At 44.8% G+C, this 20164-nt stretch carries 17 protein-coding genes and 1 tRNA gene; 14 read left to right on the forward strand and 4 right to left on the reverse strand.

From position 1 onward, the window contains the following. The first annotated feature begins 379 nt into the window (after positions 1–379). The 5 genes from BDI_RS02190 (at position 380) to BDI_RS02210 (ending at position 3315) form a co-directional block, all read left to right on the forward strand. The gene (locus tag BDI_RS02190) at positions 380–883 is read left to right on the forward strand and encodes a hypothetical protein (RefSeq protein ID WP_011966013.1); all 504 of its coding nucleotides are present in this window, start codon (positions 380–382) and stop codon (positions 881–883) included. 200 nt (positions 884–1083) lie between these two features. Continuing rightward, a complete protein-coding gene (locus tag BDI_RS02195; RefSeq protein WP_005855526.1) occupies positions 1084–1533 on the forward strand; it encodes an HU family DNA-binding protein in 450 nt (149 codons plus the stop codon). A 5-nt stretch (positions 1534–1538) separates the two neighbouring features. Beyond that, entirely contained in the window at positions 1539–1736 is a 198-nt protein-coding gene (locus tag BDI_RS02200; protein WP_005855528.1) for a hypothetical protein, read from the forward strand. Positions 1737–1748: 12 nt separating this feature from the next. Continuing rightward, positions 1749–2219 carry a D-Ala-D-Ala carboxypeptidase family metallohydrolase gene (locus BDI_RS02205; protein WP_011966014.1) on the forward strand — a complete coding sequence of 157 codons (471 nt, stop codon included), beginning with the start codon at positions 1749–1751 and terminating at the stop codon, positions 2217–2219. 46 nt (positions 2220–2265) lie between these two features. Beyond that, positions 2266–3315, forward strand: coding sequence for a DUF3810 domain-containing protein (locus BDI_RS02210; RefSeq protein WP_011966015.1), 1050 nt, complete (start codon positions 2266–2268; stop codon positions 3313–3315). Between the two features lie 8 nt (positions 3316–3323). Here the strand turns inward: BDI_RS02210 and BDI_RS02215 are convergent, their stop codons facing one another. Further along, positions 3324–5531: an alpha-galactosidase gene (locus BDI_RS02215; RefSeq protein ID WP_011966016.1), complete on the reverse strand. Its 2208-nt coding sequence runs from the start codon at positions 5529–5531 to the stop codon at positions 3324–3326. 225 nt (positions 5532–5756) lie between these two features. Between BDI_RS02215 and ileS the strand changes: the two genes are divergently transcribed. The 4 genes from ileS to BDI_RS02235 all read left to right on the forward strand — a co-directional run bounded on the left by ileS (position 5757) and on the right by BDI_RS02235 (position 11131). Continuing rightward, a complete protein-coding gene (gene ileS, locus BDI_RS02220; protein ID WP_011966017.1) occupies positions 5757–9179 on the forward strand; it encodes an isoleucine--tRNA ligase in 3423 nt (1140 codons plus the stop codon). 167 nt (positions 9180–9346) lie between these two features. Next, positions 9347–9727, forward strand: a complete 381-nt coding sequence (locus tag BDI_RS02225) for a TraR/DksA family transcriptional regulator (RefSeq protein ID WP_005855535.1) — start codon at positions 9347–9349, stop codon at positions 9725–9727. Beyond that, on the forward strand, positions 9728–10345 hold the full coding sequence (locus BDI_RS02230; protein WP_005865261.1) for a lipoprotein signal peptidase: 618 nt from the start codon (positions 9728–9730) through the stop codon (positions 10343–10345). Beyond that, entirely contained in the window at positions 10346–11131 is a 786-nt protein-coding gene (locus BDI_RS02235) for a DUF4296 domain-containing protein (protein WP_009017641.1), read from the forward strand. A 276-nt stretch (positions 11132–11407) separates the two neighbouring features. On the opposite strand, the gene BDI_RS02240 is transcribed toward BDI_RS02235, so the two are convergent. Then, positions 11408–12175: a TrmH family RNA methyltransferase gene (locus BDI_RS02240; protein WP_005855539.1), complete on the reverse strand. Its 768-nt coding sequence runs from the start codon at positions 12173–12175 to the stop codon at positions 11408–11410. A 76-nt stretch (positions 12176–12251) separates the two neighbouring features. Between BDI_RS02240 and BDI_RS02245 the strand changes: the two genes are divergently transcribed. The 3 genes from BDI_RS02245 (at position 12252) to trxA (ending at position 15308) form a co-directional block, all read left to right on the forward strand. Continuing rightward, positions 12252–14612, forward strand: coding sequence for a BamA/TamA family outer membrane protein (locus BDI_RS02245; protein ID WP_005855540.1), 2361 nt, complete (start codon positions 12252–12254; stop codon positions 14610–14612). 78 nt (positions 14613–14690) lie between these two features. Further along, positions 14691–14764: transfer RNA gene (locus tag BDI_RS02250), tRNA-Arg, on the forward strand. Positions 14765–15008: 244 nt separating this feature from the next. Further along, a complete protein-coding gene (gene trxA, locus BDI_RS02255) occupies positions 15009–15308 on the forward strand; it encodes a thioredoxin (RefSeq protein ID WP_011966019.1) in 300 nt (99 codons plus the stop codon). On the opposite strand, the gene BDI_RS02260 is transcribed toward trxA, so the two are convergent. Then, a complete protein-coding gene (locus BDI_RS02260; RefSeq protein WP_011966020.1) occupies positions 15305–16888 on the reverse strand; it encodes a YfcC family protein in 1584 nt (527 codons plus the stop codon). The genes trxA and BDI_RS02260 overlap by 4 nt on opposite strands. Beyond that, positions 16885–18156, reverse strand: a complete 1272-nt coding sequence (locus BDI_RS02265) for a DNA recombination protein RmuC (protein ID WP_005855549.1) — start codon at positions 18154–18156, stop codon at positions 16885–16887. Before BDI_RS02265 ends, BDI_RS02260 begins: the two co-directional genes overlap by 4 nt. Before the next feature lie 165 nt (positions 18157–18321). On the opposite strand from BDI_RS02265, the gene tpx reads away from it, so the two are divergent. Further along, positions 18322–18822 (forward strand): thiol peroxidase, encoded by a 501-nt coding sequence (tpx, locus tag BDI_RS02270; protein WP_005865275.1) that lies wholly within the window; start codon positions 18322–18324, stop codon positions 18820–18822. 105 nt (positions 18823–18927) lie between these two features. Continuing rightward, entirely contained in the window at positions 18928–20145 is a 1218-nt protein-coding gene (locus BDI_RS02275; RefSeq protein WP_005855551.1) for an MFS transporter, read from the forward strand. Positions 20146–20164 lie beyond the last annotated feature (19 nt).

Raw genomic sequence — 20164 nt, forward strand, 5'->3', positions numbered from 1 at the left:
TTACTTTTGTTTATGTGGAGTCGATTTTTAAGATATCTCCTCTTCTATGTCTTCAACTCCCATGGTGTCAATCATGGGAGTACATATCGCCGATATGCTTATCGGTATAACGCCAAAAAAGAAAGAGGAACTTCCATGGAAGTGTTTGCAAGAAATGAGAACCACAAAGGTGCGATGATGAATGTGTAGATGATAGAATAGACTGTAGAATCGATATAGAATAAAGATTTTGTACCGGTCTTCTTTTTCCCTTCGGGGAGGTAAGGAGGCCGGTTCTGTTTTTATGTATGCCTTGATGATCCATATATAAATGTGGGATTCGGCCTTCTGCGGCGCAGGGATAAATATTCCCCCTGTGATCGTGGAAATGAAAAATCTTATGAAAGATTTGAAGGGACTATTAGGCGAATTTCGGGGTTGGCCTACCGTTGAGTTGTTTAGTGTGCGTCTGGCCGGATTGCCGGCGGAAGATAGGGAAAGGCATTTGCTGGGGTTTTGTAAGCTGGCTTTCGGGCATTATGAAGAGTTGCCGATGGGATATCGGAGATTGGTGGATGGTTATTTGAATGGGGAGCGAGGGGAGAACTTGATGGTGTGGTATTTGACAAGGCATACGCCGTGGAAGAATGCTCGTTATGAGTTGCATCGACCGGACTTGTTTTTGCGGATGGCGAAGCTGGTGGAGTTTACGGATCGGGATGGGCGTTTGCCTTATTCTCATTTGGCGGCTTGTTTATGTATGGCGTTTTTCGTCCGGAGTTTATCGGATCCTAATTCGGAGGTCTTGCCGAAATCCTTGGCTAGCCGTTTGAGCGCATTGAATATATTACCAAGTGATATTCTGGAACTGGCGGGGAAGAGGGAAATAACGGATGAGATGTGATTCTTTATTGATAAATGTTAAATGTACGTGGATTGAAGTCGATGAAATTTGGTGTGTTTTTCGTTGATTTGGGAATGTGTGTGTTGGCTGCTACGCCGTTAACTGTTTTGCATCATCTAAGTTAGGCTTTGTGGCTATTATACCTTTGTCATGTGTTCGAAGCATGGTTACATTCATTTATTCATTAAAAACGTATAGTTATGGCATTGAAATTTAAATTGGTAATGAGAAAGAATCTAGGTGAGGATCACGAATCTATTCCTGAAAAGGTATACGCTCAAATGGTGTATGGAGATCTGGTTACTTTCGATGAATTTGCGGAGGAGGTGGCGGATAGCTCTGGTGTAGGTAGCGCTAGCGTGAAGGCGGTTCTGGATCGTATGAATGTGGTGTTGGTCCGTCATTTACAGCATGGCAGGCGTGTCAGTGTAGGTGAGCTGGGGCTTTTCCGCTTTTGTTTCGGATCGTCGGGGGTGCCGGATGAGAAGACGTTTTCGACGAACTTGATTCGGGAGCCGAAAGTACGGTTCTACCCGGGCAAGGCGCTACGGGTAGCCAAGAGCCGGACAAGTTTTGAGAAAACTGCGCTTCCGAATGAAGAAGATGCGGGTGGAAACGGGAGTGATAGTGAAAGTCCGGATGAAATCTAAGAGCTATGAGGCGTTTGACGGTTCAATTAATTGTCGCGATCCTGCTCTCAATGAGCGGGATCACACTTCTCTTCAGCGGATTCTGGATTGATCCGCAAGGATTGATCGATAACAGCGTACTGGTGGCTTTCGGTGAGATCAGTACGTTTGCCGGGGCCCTTTTTGGGGTGGACTACTCTTATAAATTGAAAATTAATAATTGAAAATTGAAAATTATGGAAAGACATGATAAAAGGTTAACAGAGCATTTTTGTTTGGATGAGTTTACTTATAGTGGTATTGCCGTGGCCAATGCGATAAATAATCAGCCTCCTCCTTGTGCATGTCTAGCGCTTCAAAATTTGGCAGTTGGTTTATTGGAACCATTACGTCTATTGTATGGGGCACCGATTGCTATATTGAGTGGATATCGGAATGAGAAGGTAAATCGTCTTGCTGGCGGGGTCGTTACCAGCCAACACTTGAAAGGAGAAGCGGCAGATTGCTATGTTGCCGATGGGCCGGAAAAATTGTTGGATGTATTGCAATGTTCCGGTTTAGTATTTGACCAAGCTATATTATATGGACGAAGACGTTTTTTGCATCTTTCCTTAAAGATAAATGGAAATAACAGGATGCAAGTGTTAGTTTATATGCTTTGTGTTGTCTGTATGTTCTGTAGTTGTGGAGCGTTAGTTCTTTTTTAATAATAAAACTGTGTGGACTGAAAAGGATATGATATATTTGCCTCCTATGATTAAACTTGAATATCTAAAAAAGATACGTGTTCGTTGGATTATATTGGCGATTTTTCTTGTCGCTATATGGATCGTGATGGGAAATCCCAGATTAGGCGAATGGTATTCCCGTTCGATTTATCCATGGGTATCGGGTATGCTATCTCGTTTCTCCTGCTTGTTCCCTTTTTCCGTAGGGGATTGTTTTATTTATGGTAGCATCGCCGGGTTATTAGGGTATCTGTCGTATGCGATTATAAGGAGGCGGAGGATCGGGAGGACAATAAGGCATGTCGTGGAATATCTGGCATGGGTGTATGTCTGGTTCTATATCGCTTGGGGATTGAATTATTTCCGGGAAGATTTTTTCACTCGTACGCGAACCACTTATGTGCCTTTTTCCTCGGAACATTTCCAATCCTTCTTGGATGCCTACACGGATTCCCTGAACGCCTCATGGGTTCCGATAGAGACGATCGATCGGGAGGTCGTGAAAGAGGCGGTGCAGGAAGGGTATCGGGAATTGCCTACTCGTTTCGGGCTTACCACTCCCGGAACCTATCTTCATCCTAAAACGATGCTGTTCTCCCGGTTGATGAGTGGAGTAGGGGTGATGGGATATATGGGGCCGTTTTTCACGGAGTTCAATTTGAACGGCCAGCTCTTGCCCGTGCAATATCCCGCCACTTACGCCCATGAGATGGCTCATGTGCTTAGTATATCCAACGAGGCCGAGGCTAATCTATACAGTTATTTAATATGCACGGGTTCTTCCGTGCCGGAAATCCAGTTCTCAGGTTACTTCTCTTTGCTGCCTTATGTGCTGAGCAACGCATATGTGGCTTTGGATAAGGATGCTTTTGAGGCATGGAAGAAAAGATTACGCCCCGAGATCAAGGACTTGTATAACGAGAAAGTAGCCTATTGGCAATCCCTATACAGCCCGTTGATCGGCGAGGCACAAGACGTGGTCTATAATCTTTTCCTGAAAGGCAATAAGATACCTACTGGAACCGCTAATTATTCGGAGGTGATCGCTTTATTGATCGCTTTGGAAGGAGAATGATTTATTCATCATTTAACTTCCTCCAAATAAAGCACTCGGCTCGAGTAATCATTCTGCTTGTGATAATCGACAATGTGATTATAAGGGATTTCTAGTCCGTTCGCCATGAGATATTCCCCGGTGAAAGCTTTACCCTCGAAAGCCAGAGGCTCGTTGTCGATCCGGTTCAGTTCGCAGACTCTGTATTTCTTGTCTGGGGATAATCCGTTCATCTTTACACGGGGTAAATGTTGGTTGACGAAATGCTCGGTCTTCCACCAATAAAATACGGCTTTGTCTTTCTCCGGTGAGGTGTACATCAAGGAAGCTACTCCCAAACGATCGTACGGAGAAACCAGACGGTAGATATCGCCGAATTGCACGACGGGACGGATCGTCTTATAATCGGCGATCGCCTTGCGGCAAAGTGTTTTCTCTTCTTCTGTCATATTCTTGGGTTGGATCTCCATGCCCAAACGGCCGCTCATCGCTACGTCGATCCGATATTTCAGGGGAATGACCCGGAATGTTTGATGGTTGGGGGCGGCGCTGATATGTGAGGCCATGGCGATAGCCGGGAAAAAATAAGAAGTACCCCATTGCATATAGATACGCTGTAAGGCATCGGTATTGTCGCTTACCCAAAACTCATCGAAGTAAGGCATGACACCGTAATTTGCCCGGCCTCCACCGCTGGCGCAAGCCTGTAGGGTTAAATCCGGGTATTTGGCTCGGATACGCTCACAGACTTTCTTGAATCCTCCGTGATATTCGATATACATATGGCTTTGCTGATCCGAAGGCAGGTATTGGGAGCCATGGTTCAGGATGCTCATATTGGCGTCCCATTTGATATAATCGATCTCCGGGTATGTTGTCATCAAGTTGTCGACGATACCGAATATGAAGTCTTGCACCTCGGGATTGGAGAGATCAAGAACGACCTGTGTACCGCCACGCCCCAGGACAATTTCCCTGTTTGGAGCTTTCAATACCCATTCCGGATGCTTCTCGTACAATTCACTTGTCGTGTTGGCCATTTCCGGCTCGATCCAGATACCGAATTTAATACCATGCTTGTTGGCGTCGGCGATCAGGCCCTCGATGCCTCTTGGTAGTTTTCGGGCATCAACCATCCAATCCCCTAAGGACGAGTTATCTTTATTACGAGGATATTTATCGCCAAACCAGCCGTCGTCCATGACGAACAACTCGCCGCCCATAGACTGGATATCACTCATCATTTGGTCCATACCTTCTTGATTGATATCGAAATATACACCTTCCCAACTGTTTAGTAAGATTTTCCGTGCGGTCGCTCCATTCGCTATCTTATGTTTGCGTGCCCATGCGTGGAAATTTCGGCTGCTTCCGCTTAAGCCGTCCTTACTGTAAGTCAGCGCCAATTCCGGTGTACGGAAACTTTCTTTGGCTTTGAGGGTGTAAGCCGAGTTCTCCTCGTTTATTCCCGCAAAGAAATGGTGATAGTCGCTATCATCCGTATCGAAGAATAATTTGTAGTTACCGCTATAGCATAGGGCGGCGCCAATAACGGAACCGGTGTTTTCCTTTGGTTTTCCGTCTAGGGAGATCATCACTTCGGCGTGGGCGGTATGGGAGTTGCGGATACCATCCTTGTTTTTTATCATCTTGATGCCCGGTCGTAACGGTTCTTGTGCCAATTGAGCCTCGTTTGCCCATGAGCCGTATAAGTGGGAAACCCATACGTCTCCTTTCCGGATCGGCAGATAAGCGGAAGCGAAACGATTGAGGGTGATCGCTTTTTTCTCCTCATGCGTGATCTCTGTCCAAGTCTCGATGATATCAGCGTCCGGATAGGTTCTGTAACAGAGATTCATATAAAAAGGATACACTTTATCTTTTAATCGGATCGTTGTGATATCTGCCGTTTGCTCTTTTCGTGTATCTACTTTTATGACTTCCAGTTGAAGGGTCATATTCCCGTCGCCATGGGTAACGGACAATGCGCTTTCGGAGGGGCAATTCAAGCCGTAGACCGGATAAGCGGAAAATGTTTTCTGCTCGGTCTCGAGCAAGGTAGCCGCGTCGGAAGTGGATAACTTGTCTCCATAGTAGATGAATCTTACCTCTCCGCCGACAGGTGCGTCTAGCAATAATGAGGTATTCCTCGTGGAAATCAATACGTCTTGTGCCCATAAACTAGTGGTCAATAGGGAGGCGCAACATAAATAACCGAATTTACTCTTAATGTTCATTTTATTAGTAGGTGTTAGATTTAAATTCAGGGGCAAAAGTAGGAGAGAGCCGGTAGGTTTCCTAATAGGATTTTATCAGATACTGTTACTTTTCTGCTTTAACTAAAATTTGTTTCACGCAGAAGAACCCCGTGCTTTCATTAATGAAAATTCCATATTGTCTAATTCGAAAGAAATCACTAACTTTGCGGCAATTTTTTAGAAGCAAGATAAATACATCGCGATATGAGTAAGAAATTTACCGAATATTCTAAGTTTGACTTGTCGAACGTAAATAAAGAGGTGCTGAAGAAATGGAAGGATGGAGACATCTTCCATAAGAGTCTTGAAACAAGAGAGGGACATCCTACATTCGTATTCTACGAGGGCCCTCCATCCGCAAACGGTATGCCGGGTATTCACCATGTTATCGCCCGTTCGATTAAGGATATTTTCTGCCGCTATAAAACCATGAAGGGATTCTTGGTGAATCGTAAGGCGGGTTGGGATACACACGGTCTGCCTGTCGAGTTAGGCGTGGAGAAGGCTTTGGGCATCACGAAGGAAGATATCGGTAAGAAGATTTCTGTCGCTGAGTATAACGCCGCTTGCCGTAAGGACGTGATGAAGTTCACGAAAGAGTGGGAGGATCTGACGCAGAAGATGGGTTATTGGGTGGATATGGAGAATCCGTATATCACGTATGATAACCGCTATATCGAGACCTTGTGGTATCTATTGAAAGAGCTTTATAAGAAAGGTCTTTTATATAAAGGCTATACGATCCAACCGTATTCGCCCGCCGCGGGTACGGGCTTGAGCACGCACGAGTTGAACCAACCGGGTTGTTATCGTGACGTGAAGGATACGACTTGTACGGCACAGTTCCATATATTGGACCCGAAACCGGAGATGGCACAATTCGGCGATCCTTATTTCTTGGCATGGACAACGACTCCTTGGACGTTGCCTTCCAATACGGCGCTTTGCGTAGGCCCGAATATTACTTATCTGGCTGTACAGACTTATAATCCTTACACGGGTATCCCGATGACTGCTGTTATAGCGAAAGATTTATTGTCTGCTTATTTCAATCCGAAAGCTGCGGAGCTTTCTTTGTCTGATTATAAACCGGGTGACAAGCTGGTTCCTTTCAGCGTAGTAGGTGAGTGGAAGGGTTCCGAGTTGGCCGGTATGAAATATGAGCAATTGATCCCATGGGTAAATCCGGGTGAAGGTGCATTCCGTGTGATCACGGGTGATTTCGTTACGACAGAGGATGGTACGGGTATCGTACATATCGCACCGACGTTTGGTGCGGACGATAACCGTGTGGCGAAAACATTCGGGGTTCCTCCTTTGATGATGCAGGATAAGGATGGAAATATGCGCCCTATGGTGGATATGACCGGTAAGTTCTATAAGCTGGAAGACTTGGCTCCGGAGTTTGTACAAAATTGTATGAACGCCTCTGATTATGATCCATGGCAAGGAAAATTCGTGAAGAACGCTTACGATGATACGAAGACGGATAAAGATGAGACGTTAGATATAGAGATCTGCATGATGCTGAAGGCCCAGAACCGGGTGTTCAAGATCGAGAAGCATGTCCACAATTACCCGCATTGCTGGCGTACTGATAAGCCGGTATTGTATTATCCGCTGGATAGCTGGTTTATCCGCACGACCGCTTGCCGTGAGCGTATGATCGAGTTGAACAATACGATCAACTGGAAACCGCAGAGCACGGGTACGGGACGTTTCGGCAAATGGCTGGAGAACTTGCAAGACTGGAACTTGAGCCGTAGCCGTTATTGGGGTACTCCGTTACCGATCTGGCGTACGGAAGATGGTAGCGAGGAGAAGTGTATCGGTTCCGTGGTAGAGTTGTTTGGCGAGATCGAGAAATCGGTGAAGGCCGGCTTTATGGAGTCTAACCCTTACAAGGACTTCGCTCCGGGAGATTATACGAAGGAGAATTATGAGAAGATCGATTTGCACCGTCCGTATGTGGATGATATTATCTTGGTTTCCGCTTCTGGTAAGCCGATGAAGCGTGAGACAGACTTGATCGACGTATGGTTCGATTCCGGCGCTATGCCTTATGCCCAGATCCACTATCCGTTCGAGAACTTGAAGGAGTTCGATAATCGTCAGATCTATCCGGCTGACTTTATCGCTGAGGGTGTTGACCAGACACGCGGTTGGTTCTTTACCCTGCACGCTCTGGGTACCATGATTTTTGATAGCGTGGCTTACAAGGCTGTCGTGTCTAACGGTCTGGTATTGGATAAGAACGGAAACAAGATGTCTAAACGCTTGGGCAACGCTGTTGATCCATTCTCTACGATCGAGAAGTATGGTTCGGACCCGTTGCGTTGGTACATGATCACGAACGCTTCTCCATGGGATAATATTAAGTTTGATATCGATGGTATCGAGGAAGTTCGCCGTAAGTTCTTTGGTACATTATATAATACGTATTCATTCTTCGCTTTGTACGCGAACGTGGATGGCTTCGACTACTCCGATCCGGATGTGGAATGGAGCAAGCGTCCGGAGATTGACCGTTGGATCCTTTCTCTGTTGAACAGCTTGGTGAAGGATGTGGATGGCTACTTGGAGGCTTACGAGCCGACTCGTGCCGGACGTGCTATCTCTGATTTCGTAAATGATAACTTGAGTAACTGGTATGTGCGTTTGAACCGCCGCCGTTTCTGGGGTGGTGGTATGACGGAGGATAAGTTGTCCGCTTACCAGACTTTATATACTTGCTTGGAGACAGTGGCTAAGTTGATGGCTCCGATCGCTCCGTTCTATGCCGATCAGTTATTCTTAGACTTGGTCGCTGTTACGGGACGTGAGAACGTTGAGTCCGTACACTTGTCCGATTTCCCGGTTTACGACGAGTCTAAGATCGACAAGAATTTGGAAGAGCGTATGCAAATGGCTCAAGATGTTTCTTCTATGGTATTGGCTCTTCGCCGCAAGGTGAATATCAAGGTTCGCCAGCCGTTGCATACGGTAATGATTCCGGTTGTAGACGCTCATCAACAAGAGAGTATCGAGGCCGTTAAGAACCTGATCTTGAACGAGGTGAACGTGAAGGAGCTGAAGTTCGTGGATAATACGGCAGGTATCTTGGTGAAGAAGATCAAACCGGACTTTAAGAAGTTGGGCCCGCGCTACGGAAAGATCATGAAGGCGTTGGCCGCCACGATTCAATCGATGAGCCAAGAAGATATCAACGCTTTCGAGAAAGCCGGAACGTTTACCTTGATGGTAGATGGACAGGAGGCCGTTCTGGAGCGTACGGATGTAGAGATCATCTCTGAGGATATCCCGGGTTGGTTGGTCGCTAATGAAGGTCGCTTGACAGTCGCTTTGGATATTACCGTAACCGAGGATTTGCGTAAGGAGGGGCTGGCCCGTGAGTTGGTGAATCGTATCCAGAACTTGCGTAAGAGCAGCGGTTTCGATATAACGGATAAGATCCGTGTATCCATTCTTTCTTGCGAGGAGATGGATGAGGCGATCCATGATTATAAGGATTATATCGCTAACCAAGTATTGGCGGAATCTATCGAAATCATGGATAATGCGATCAGCGACGCTACGGAACTCGATTTCGAGGACTTTAAATTGTCCGTAAAGATCGAGAAAGCTTAAAAATAGAATAGCATTTCTTGCGGAAGAATTAGGAATGAAATATAGGAAAATCGATAATTATATTATCTTTGCATGCAAAGAAGAAATAATATGATTTTATATTCATTCTTAATTCTTCTTTTTGATTGATATTTGAACGATTGTTGAACCTAAATTTTTTTAGAACCATGGCAGAGAAGACAAGATATTCAGACGCTGAGCTCGAGGAGTTCCGCGCTATTATATTAGAGAAACTGGAAATCGCGAAGAGGGATTACGAGCTTTTGCGATCAGGGGTTACGAATTCCGACGGTAACGACGTGGCTGATACGTCTCCTACATTCAAGGTGCTGGAGGAAGGCGCTTCTACGTTATCGAAGGAAGAGGCGGGCCGTTTGGCGCAACGCCAGATGAAATTCATCCAGAATTTACAGGCCGCTTTGATCCGTATCGAGAATAAGACCTACGGTATTTGCCGGGAGACTGGTAAATTGATCCCGAAAGAAAGGCTACGTGCTGTGCCTCATGCGACTTTAAGTATCGAAGCAAAACAAGGAGGTGCAAAGTAAATGAGATATTCTAAAGGTTGGGGAGCAGTGTTAATCATAATACTGCTCCTTCTTCTTGACCAAGCGCTGAAAATATGGATTAAGACCCACATGCAGTTGCATGAGAGTATAGAGATAACTCCGTGGTTTTATCTCTATTTTACTGAGAATCCGGGTATGGCATTCGGTATAGAGGTGATTGGGAAATTATTCCTTTCCGTATTCCGTATCGTGGCTGTATTGTTTATCGGATATTATTTGTATAAGCTGGTTAAAGAAAATTATAAATTCGGTTTTATTGCCTGTATATCTTTGGTTTTTGCGGGGGCGGTGGGTAATATAATCGACTCGATATTCTATGGCGTGATCTTCGACCATAGTTTCGGGCAACTCGCTACTTTTATGCCGGAGGGAGGTGGTTATGCCTCTTGGCTGCATGGTAAGGTGGTGGATATGTTCTATTTCCCATTGATAGAGACCGTATTCCCGGATTGGGTTCCGATCTGGGGTGGACAGGAGTTCGTTTTCTTCCGTCCGATCTTTAATTTGGCGGACTCGGCGATTTGCGTGGGAGTTTTCCTTTTGTTAATATTTTATCGGCATACTTTGTCGGCTAGCCTTTCGAAAGAAGAGAAATAAATGCGGAGAAAATTACGGATATATGGTATGGCTTTATTAGCCACGACGTTGCTGGCGGCATGTAGTAAGGTTCCGGATGGTATTCTGTCGGAGAAAAAGATGCAGGGTGTCTTGACGGATATGTTGCTGGCTGAGGCCATGGTAAATGTGGATTATAATACTTATAAATCCGATACCATGAAGCTTGCCTTGTATGAGTCTGTATTCCGTAAGCATGATATTACACAAGCGGTGTATGATAGCTCGTTGGTGTGGTACGGCCGTAACTTGGATATTTATATGGAGGTCTACAACCGGGTCTTGGCCGATCTTAATAAACGGATCAATAACTTAGGGGATGTGCAGGCGGACGCTGCGCCGGTATCGAACCGGGATTCTGTGGATATTTGGCCTCGCCGTTCTTATCTGGTCTTGTCTCCTACCTCTGTATTTAATGGGGTGACTTTCGATATACGTCCGGAAACGAATTATTCCTCGGGCAGTAGTTTCGTGCTGGGCGTGCGTGTCTGGGGATTGAATAACAAAATGGCTTATAAGCCGGAGGTACGTTTAAGCGCAGACCAAGGTGATACGACCTTGACGGTGAATAGTAAGATCACGAAAGATGGATATCACGAGACGATCTTGAAGACTATACCAACTAAGAAAGTAAAGCGTGTGTTTGGATATATCCGTATGGATAATATGGATACGACTTATTATAAGGTGTATATAGATAGCTTAAGCTTGATGAAATATAACTATGGTAAGGAGCTTGCCGAATTACCTAAGGATTCTATTAAGTAATCTCTCTATTTGTTTATTATACTTATGAGAAGAATTGCCGCTCATTACGTTTGGTGTAAGCAGGTTTATCGTATGCATTATATCGAACTGGATGATAATGGTGCGTTTCATGGTGTTTACCCGTTGAATGAGGAGATAGCTGGAACCGCTTTTTATGATGGAGTGCTGGTGCCGGTTCTTTCCTCGGAACCGGCGATTGGTTTTAAGCAGGTGATGGGATCTTGGCCGGCGTTAACCGAAAAGATTACGCCGGGTTGTTCAGTCCATATATATCGTTTAAGCGGGATTCCCTTGGCGTCTGCGAAACTCGGCACAGACCACAGCTGTAGCGATGGCCACATTGAGAGACTCTGAGGTGTCTCTTCCTTCCGGATAGTTCGGGATATATAATTTTTCGTTTACAAAAGCCTCTATGGCGGGACGTATTCCATTTCCTTCATTACCCATTATCAAGATACCGTTTCCGGATAAGGTTTTCTCATATAAGTTTTCTCCGCCAAGGAAGGTGCCGTATAAAGGTATGGCTTGGGCTGATTGGGCCTGTAAGAACGTTTCCAGATCGGTGTAATGTATTTTTACGTGGGCGAGCGCACCCATAGTGGCTTGTACGGTTTTTGGACTGAAAACATCGGCGGTATCTTTGCTGCATACGATATGGGAAATACCGAACCAGTCCGCTAACCGGATGATCGTACCTAAGTTGCCCGGATCTTGGATTCCGTCTAATGCGAGAACAAGCTCCTTTTCCGGCGTTATTTCCGTTATATCCCAATTGGGGCGTTTAAAGATTGCGAGTACATCTTGGGGATTTTTCAGGAAGCTGGCTTTACGAATATCATCTTCTTCCGCTACCAATAACTCCTTGGCCGGAATATCGCCTTGTGTAGCCATCCAAGATGGCTTGGCTATTAATAACTCACATTCAAAGGCCGGTAACATATCGGCTACCAATTTATTTCCTTCGGCTACAAAAACATTATTTTCATTCCGGAATTTCTTTAATTCCAGAGAACGGATGTATTTGACTTTGGTCTTGCTTAGCATCTTAGTTCTTTTTACAAAACAAAAGTACGGTAAATTCTTTAAATTCCAGTACATTCGCGATCGTAAAAAGCTTGGAATGATGAATCGATCTCTACGTATATGCTATTTTATCTGTATCGTACTACTACTAACCTCTTGTAGTACGACCAAGTTTGTGCCGGATGGGGAATATTTGCTGGATAAGGTGGAGATCGTGTCGGATAACAGGGACTATAAGTCTGCGGATTTAAAATCTTATCTTAGGCAGCAACCAAACTTCAAGGTGTTTGGTCTGATGAAGTGGCAGTTGTTTGTCTATGATTGGTCTGGTAAGAATGAGAAGAAATGGATCAATAAACAGTTACGTAGGATTGGTGAGCCTCCCGTGGTGCTGGATACGATGTTGGTGGAACAGTCCGCCATGGAACTAGAGCGTTTTTACATTAATAAAGGGTATGTCCATGCGGATGTATCAACGACGATCGATACGGCACGCCATAAGAAAGCGGTTGTAACTTACCATATAAAGGCGAACGATCCGTATAGGATACGCAATTACACGATGAAGTTCCCCGATCCGAAAATTGATAGTTTGGCACATCTGAAAGCGCCTCGCCGCTCTCCCTTAGCTTCTGCGTTCCGGTCCTCACAGGAAGAGTATAACCAATTAGTTAAGGAAGGAACTTTATTTGACCGGGATATATTGGACAAGGAGCGGGAGCGTATTACGACCTTACTTCGCTGGAACGGGTATTATGGTTTTAATCGGGATTATTTAGGATATATCGCTGATAGTTCTTTTAACCAAAATGTCGTGGATCTTGATATGTCCATGAAACCTTATCGGAAGGTGTTGCCCAATGGGTCGGTAGAGGATCAGCCGCATCGTCAGTATTATATTAAGGATGTAACGGTCTTAACCGATTATAATCCGATGGGGGTAGGAGAGGACGCTAGTTTCATGGCTACAGATACGATGCTCAGCGCAGGGGTGAATATCGTATATGGCCGGAACGGGAAGAGTATCCGTCCGAGCGTGCTCCGGAGGAGTACTTATATTCGGCCGGGGCAATTATTTAGTGAGAAGAATATAGAGCAGACCTATTCGGCGTTCGCTTCTCTAAGGGCTTTGAGGAACGTAAATATACGTTTTACGGAAGTAGAGGAGCGGGATACGATGAAGTTGGATTGTTACATTCTCACTTCTCCCGCGAAGATAAATACGGTGGGAGTGGATTTGGAAGGTACTAACTCGGCGGGTGACTATGGGTTTGCCTCCAGCTTGAATTATCAGCATAGGAATATCTTCCGAGGATCGGAGCTGTTCTCGGCGAGGGTGAGAGGGGCTTACGAGGCGTTATCCGGAAATAAGGCGAATGGCTTTGGTAATTACTGGGAGTTAGGTGCGGAAGGGTCTTTGCTGTTTCCTCGTTTTTTGTTCCCGTTCTTGAGTTCGGATTTTCGTAGGCGGCTACGTGCGTCAACTGAAGCGAAAATAAGTTACAACCTGCAAAAACGTCCGGAGTATACGAGGGCGATTCTATCTGGTGGTTGGAGTTATATTTGGCAAGATCGGGGCAATACACAGGCACGCCATACCTTTAAGCTTGTAGACTTGAATTATGTGTATTTGCCGGATAAGAATATGGACTTTATCAATAGCTTGCCGGATTATATGGTGTTGTATAACTATACGAACCATTTTATCATGAGTTCGGGATATACTTATTCCTTCAGTAATTATTCTCCCCAGAATCGTTTGAGAAACACGCATTCCCTACGTGCGTCGGTCGAGGTCGCAGGGAATTTGTTGAGTGCCTTTTCGCATCTTACGGGGGCGAAGAAAAATGATGACGGTTATTATGAGTTGTTTGGTACGGAATATGCGCAATATGTGAAATTGGATTTCGATTTTAGTAAAGGAATCGTGCTTGACAGTCGTAACAAGTTAGCTTTCCATATAGGAGTGGGAGTGGGGATGGCTTATGGTAACTCAAACTATTTACCTTTTGAGCGTGCTTATTTCTCGGGGGGAGCGAATAGTGTCCGGGGATGGTCTGTACGAGAGTTAGGTCCGGGTAGTATGGAAGTTGACAGCACGACTTCTTTCGCTCTTCAATCGGGGGATATCCGCTTGGATTTGAACTTGGAATATCGAACGAAACTTTTTTGGAAGTTTGAATTGGCGGCTTACATAGATGCCGGAAACATATGGACCCGGAATGTATCAGATGAACGCTATAAGGCTGGAAACTTTGATTTTTCTCGTTTTTATAAGGAGATCGCTGTTTCCTATGGTTTGGGACTTCGTTTAGACTTTGATTTCTTTCTACTACGTTTAGATACAGGCTTCAAGGCTTATAATCCTCAGGAGAAAAAGTCTAGGCGTTGGGCGATAACCCGTCCTAATTTCAAGGATAATTTCGCCTTGCATTTTGCCGTTGGTTATCCATTCTAAATTCAATATGTAAAAAAGTGTACTAAAAGTTTGCAAGGAAAAGAAAAATCCTTACCTTTGCACCACGAAAATAAGGATGGTCAGGTAGCTCAGCTGGATAGAGCAACAGCCTTCTAAGCTGTGGGTCCTGGGTTCGAATCCCAGCCCGATCACGAGGGAGATTCTAAAAGAGTCTCCCTTTTTTTGTTATAATCAGATGCCAGTTTTTTTCTTTTGCTTGTTTTGATCGTTGTTTATTGATCTTTTATAGAAAACTTTGAGTGTTATCTATCGGTTATTATATAGAAGATTTCGAGATAGAATTTCATAATTTTGTTTTTGATGGGATAAGGGCTATTAAGCAGGATTCCTGTATTTGAGATTAAACAGATTGTAAATATTAAAAAAGTAGATAAGATGGAAACATTTGACGATATCATTAAAGGGGATAAACCTGTATTGGTGGATTTTTTTGCGACATGGTGCGGCCCGTGTAAGGTGTTGAGTCCGACGGTCGAGGCATTGGGGAAGGAGCTGGCGGGACAAGTGCGTGTCCTTAAAATTGATGTAGATAAGAACGAGGCACTTGCCACACAGTTGAGGATCCAATCCGTACCCACTTTGATCATCTTTAAGAAAGGTGAGATCATATGGCGCTCTTCCGGCGTGATGGATCACGGAAGCCTATTGCGGAAGGCGCAAAGCTATATCGATTAAAAGCCGTTCATCGGGATCAATACCGTTGGGATCAATAATAGGAATCCTAGGATCACTAGGACAAGGATGAATTTCCATGCCCATTTGAACCATTTATCATACGGAATACGGCTTACTCCTAGAACCGCTATCAGAACACCAGATGTGGGAGTTATCAGGTTCGTGAAGCCATCGCCAAACTGAAAGGCCATGACGGTGGCCTGCTTGGATAAACCGATCAACTCCGAGAATGGGGCCATGATAGGCATGGTGAGGGCCGCTTTGGCACTTCCGGAAGGAATAACTAAATTGATAAGCGTTTGAATAACGTACATCATCCCGACCGTAGCTACTTGTCCCAAACCTTCCATCCCTTTCGCTAGGTTAAAGAGAATCGTATCGATCACTTTACCGTCTTGCAGGATTACGATAATACCTCCAGCTAAGCCGACAACCAAGGCGGCGCTCATGATATCCTTGCAACCTTCCAAGAAAAGTTTCACAAGCTCATTCGGATTGCGTCCATTGGCGATTCCCGCCGCTATACCCAAGGCGAAGAACAAGGTCGCTATTTCCATAATGTACCACCCATAGCCCATTACGCCTGTTATCAAGAAAAAGATCGTGAAGAATAAAAGGTTCAATATATACAAATGTACGGTTTTCCGTAGGGTAAATATCGAGCTGATCACGAAAGCTACGCTAAGAATCGGGATTAAGGGTAGTCCCTTGATTACGCTATTTCCTATTTTTAAGGATGTCTGGGGGTAATAGATCGAAAAGATAACTAGTACGATTGCCAATAGGACGAAACTGATCCATGCGGCTTTCGGGGTTCTGTATACGATTTCTAAGGAATTGGTACTATGCAAATCTCTCCAATATTGATCATCCTCATAGACGGGCGATAGTTGAGGGTTCTTTTTTACCTTGGCGGCATAACGCAATATCCATGTGAAGCCTACCACATTGATAATACACCAACAAACGATACGATACTCGATGCCGGAAAAAAGAGGAATTCCTGCTAAGCCTTGCGCTATACCGATAGTGAAAGGGTTTAAAATCGCTCCGGCGAAACCTAATCCCGCCGCTATAAAAACCATACATACGCCGGTTATGGAATCGTATCCCATAGATATCGCCATCGGGACCAAGACCAGACAAAAAGCGATGGTCTCCTCACTCATCCCGAATACGGCCCCGAATATACTGAAAAGTAGCATGATGGCGGTCAATAAGAAATTATCTATGCCTATTTTACGAAGGATGGGGTTGTTCTCCATTTTGCGTGCTTTTCGTAGGAAACTGACTGTCCCGATATCAAATGCCTTACTGTCGTTCACGATCCAGAATGCACCACCGATGATGAGGATGAAGACGATGATATCCGCCTTGTCCACAAATCCTTTATAAAAGGCGGAGAGTACCTCCCATGTTTGAGGTACGCTTTCCACGGATTCATATACAACGGTCCGCTCTCCATCTGGGCTGATATTTTCCGTGTATTGCCCACCGGGGATAACCCATGTCAATGCGGCGCAAAATAAGATGATGTAAAAAATGATTACGTAAGTGTGGGGTATTTGTCTCTTTTTCATGATTCTGCTTTTTCGTCTTCTTCAGTTAATATTCCGATCTCGGGAAGGATAGCTCGGGCCTCACGGTCGCTAAGCGTATCTACGTCTTTGAGTTTACGTTGGATGGCACGGGTACGGGTACCTAAAACCTCTTCTATTTGCCCGCTGGCGGTTTGCAAGTTCTTTTGGGCTTTCTCGAGCATACCGCCTACTTTCTCGAATTCTTTTTTCACGGCCCCTAAGATCGTCCATACCTCCCCTGAGTGCTTTTGAATCGCCAATGTACGGAAGCCCATTTGTAAACTGTTTAGTATGGCCGCTAGGGTAGTGGGACCTGTTACGACTACCTTGTAGTTTCGTTGCAAGTCCTCCAATAAAGCGGAACGGCGTACGACCTCGGCGTAAATGCCCTCGAACGGCAGGAACATAATGCCGAAATCGGTCGTGGCGGGAGGTGCCAGATATTTGTCCGAAATATCTTTAGCCATCTTCTTGATCGTTGTCTCCAATAATTTTCCGGCTGTCTCGATCGCTTGGGAATCTGCGGCATCGTAAGCGTCTAGGAGCTGTTCGTATACATCTTTCGGGAATTTAGCGTCTATGGGAAGGTATACGAATTCTCGGGCATCATCCCGCCCGGGGAGCTTGACTGCGAATTCAACGACCGCATCCGAACCTTTCCGGGTATGTACATTCGCCTCGTATTGCTCTGGTGCCAATAACTGCTCCAATAACATACTGAGTTGGATCTCCCCGATATTTCCCCGGGTCTTAACATTACTAAGTACCCGTTTTAATCCTCCTACATCCTGTGCTAAGGTTTGCATCTCGCCCAGTCCTTTTTGTACACTTTCTAATTGTTCGGTGACTAAACGGAAAGATTGCCCGATACGGTCATTCAATGTCTTTTGAAGTTTCTCGTCTACGGTGACTCGGATCTCTTCCAGCCTTTTTTCCGTGTTATCCACTAATCTCTGTTGGCGTTCGTCCAAGGCGGCGAATTTCTCTTTCTGCAACCTGTTAAAAGAATCGATTCCACGTTCGAAGGCTTCCTTGAACTCATTCATGGAACGAGCCAGCTCTTCTCGGTTATCTTTTGCTACTAACCGGCTTTCTTCCCGGTTCAGGCGGAAGTCCTCCCTAAAGTTTTTCTCGATACGGTCGAACGAGCGTTGTATCTCGTTTAGTAACTTTTCTAGGTCTTCTTTGTTATTATTTAGCTGTTTAGGACGCAAAAGGATTTGCGTCACGATGATTATAAGAAGTCCGCCGATAATAATCCAATCCATCTGTTTTTAATTTTGACGTCAAAGATAGGTAATCTGTATTTTGCAACAGTAGTTAAATAGAGTTAAATGAAAAAACATTGTTTATTTTCGTTTGTTTTATCGACAGAAAGCTGCTTATATTTGCGCAGCCAACTTAAAGTAAGACTATTTAATTTACATACAAAGATGGCAAAAGTAACATTAAAAGGTAACGAGATTCATACGAACGGCGAGTTGCCAAAAGTTGGGACAGAGGCTCCGGACTTTAAGGGTGTAAAAAGTGATTTATCCGAATTGTCGCTAAGCGACTTGAAAGGAAAGAAAGTGGTGATAAATGTTTTTCCGAGCTTGGATACAAGTGTATGTGCGGCATCGGTAAGACGCTTCAATAAAGAAGCCGCTTCGCATCCGGATACGGTGGTATTAGCTGTTTCTAAAGATTTACCTTTTGCGCATGGACGTTTCTGTACTACGGAAGGTATTGATAAAGTGATTACATTGTCAGTGTTCCGGTGTTCATGTTTTGAGGATAAGTATGGGATGCTTCTGGTAGACGGTCCGCTGAAAGGGTTATTAGCCCGTGGCGTGATAGTGGTCGATGGAGCTGGTAAGGTGGTTTATGAGGAACTTGTTCCCGAGATTACTACCGAACCGAATTACGATGCGGCTTTAGCTGCATTGAAATAAATGTAGTAGATTATTGTTTTTCATTGGTTAAAGTTAAGGGTTAGTGTAGGAGGCCGTCGGATGTGAATCCCGCGGCCTTCGTTTTTTTAATACAAACACGTTTATATGGATAACTGGAAGCGAGTATTTGCCATTATTTGGACGGGGCAGTTCTTATCTATACTGACAAGTTCGATTGTTAATTTCGCGATAGTCTTGTGGTTGAGTCTGGAGACAGGTTCCGCTGAGGTATTGGCATTTGCTACGATGGCCGCTTTGTTACCTCAATCTGTTTTGGGGCTTTTCACGGGGATCTTTATCGACCGGTGGAAAAGGAAGCGGGTGATGATTATGGCAGATAGCTTTATTGCTTTTTGTACGTTGATATTGGCGGTCTTGTTTTATTTTGATTTGGCTAAGATTAGTCATATATATGTGTTATTGGCCCTTCGTTCCGTAGGTTCTGCCTTTCATATGCCCGCTATGCAAGCTTCTGTTCCTTTGCTGGCTCCAAAATCGGAGTTGATGCGCATAGCTGGGATTAATCAGGTGATCCAGTCGGTGTGTAATATCGCCGGGCCCGCTTTGGCCGGTCTATTCATAACGATGATGAAGATGACGAATATCCTCTTATTGGATGTGGCTGGAGCGGCGTTCGCTTGTCTATCGCTCTGCTTTGTCTTTATTCCCGATCCTTCTCATGAGGAACGAAATTCAGAATTGCATCTTTGGAGAGAGGCGAAAGAGGCGATTATGGAAGTCCGTAACCAATATGGGCTATCGTGGTTATTCCTATTGTCTATATTGGCTACATTCGTGATTATGCCGGTAAGTGTCTTATTCCCGTTGATGACGTTGAATCACTTTGCCGGAAATGCTTTCCAAGTGAGCTTGGTCGAGGTTTCATGGGGTGGAGGAGCCTTGCTTGCGGGTGCTTTACTGGGGCTTAAGAAATATCGTTGGAATGAGATCCTGTTGATTAATGGGATGTATATAGCGTTGGGATTGACATTCTTGTTTTCCGGGTTGTTACCGGTATCCGGTTTTATCTGGTTTGCGGTGCTGACGGCTTTAGGAGGTGTTTGTGGTTCCCTGTATTTTGCTACTTTTACTACGGTTATCCAATCTCGCATTGATCCGGGAGTTATGGGAAGGGTATTCTCTTTTTACATGAGCTTTAGTATGCTTCCTTCGATGATCGGTCTTTTGAGTACCGGCTTTTTGGCGGATTCTATCGGGCTTGGAAATACCTTTATAATAAGTGGGGGCTTTTTATGTTTGATAGGTATTATATCCTTTTTTATCCCTTCGTTGATCAGTCTGAAAGAGAGTTTTAAGAGATAACGATATCGTATTTAGACAC

It is taken from the genome of Parabacteroides distasonis ATCC 8503, from assembly GCF_000012845.1.
In the GTDB taxonomy this organism is placed as follows: domain Bacteria; phylum Bacteroidota; class Bacteroidia; order Bacteroidales; family Tannerellaceae; genus Parabacteroides; species Parabacteroides distasonis.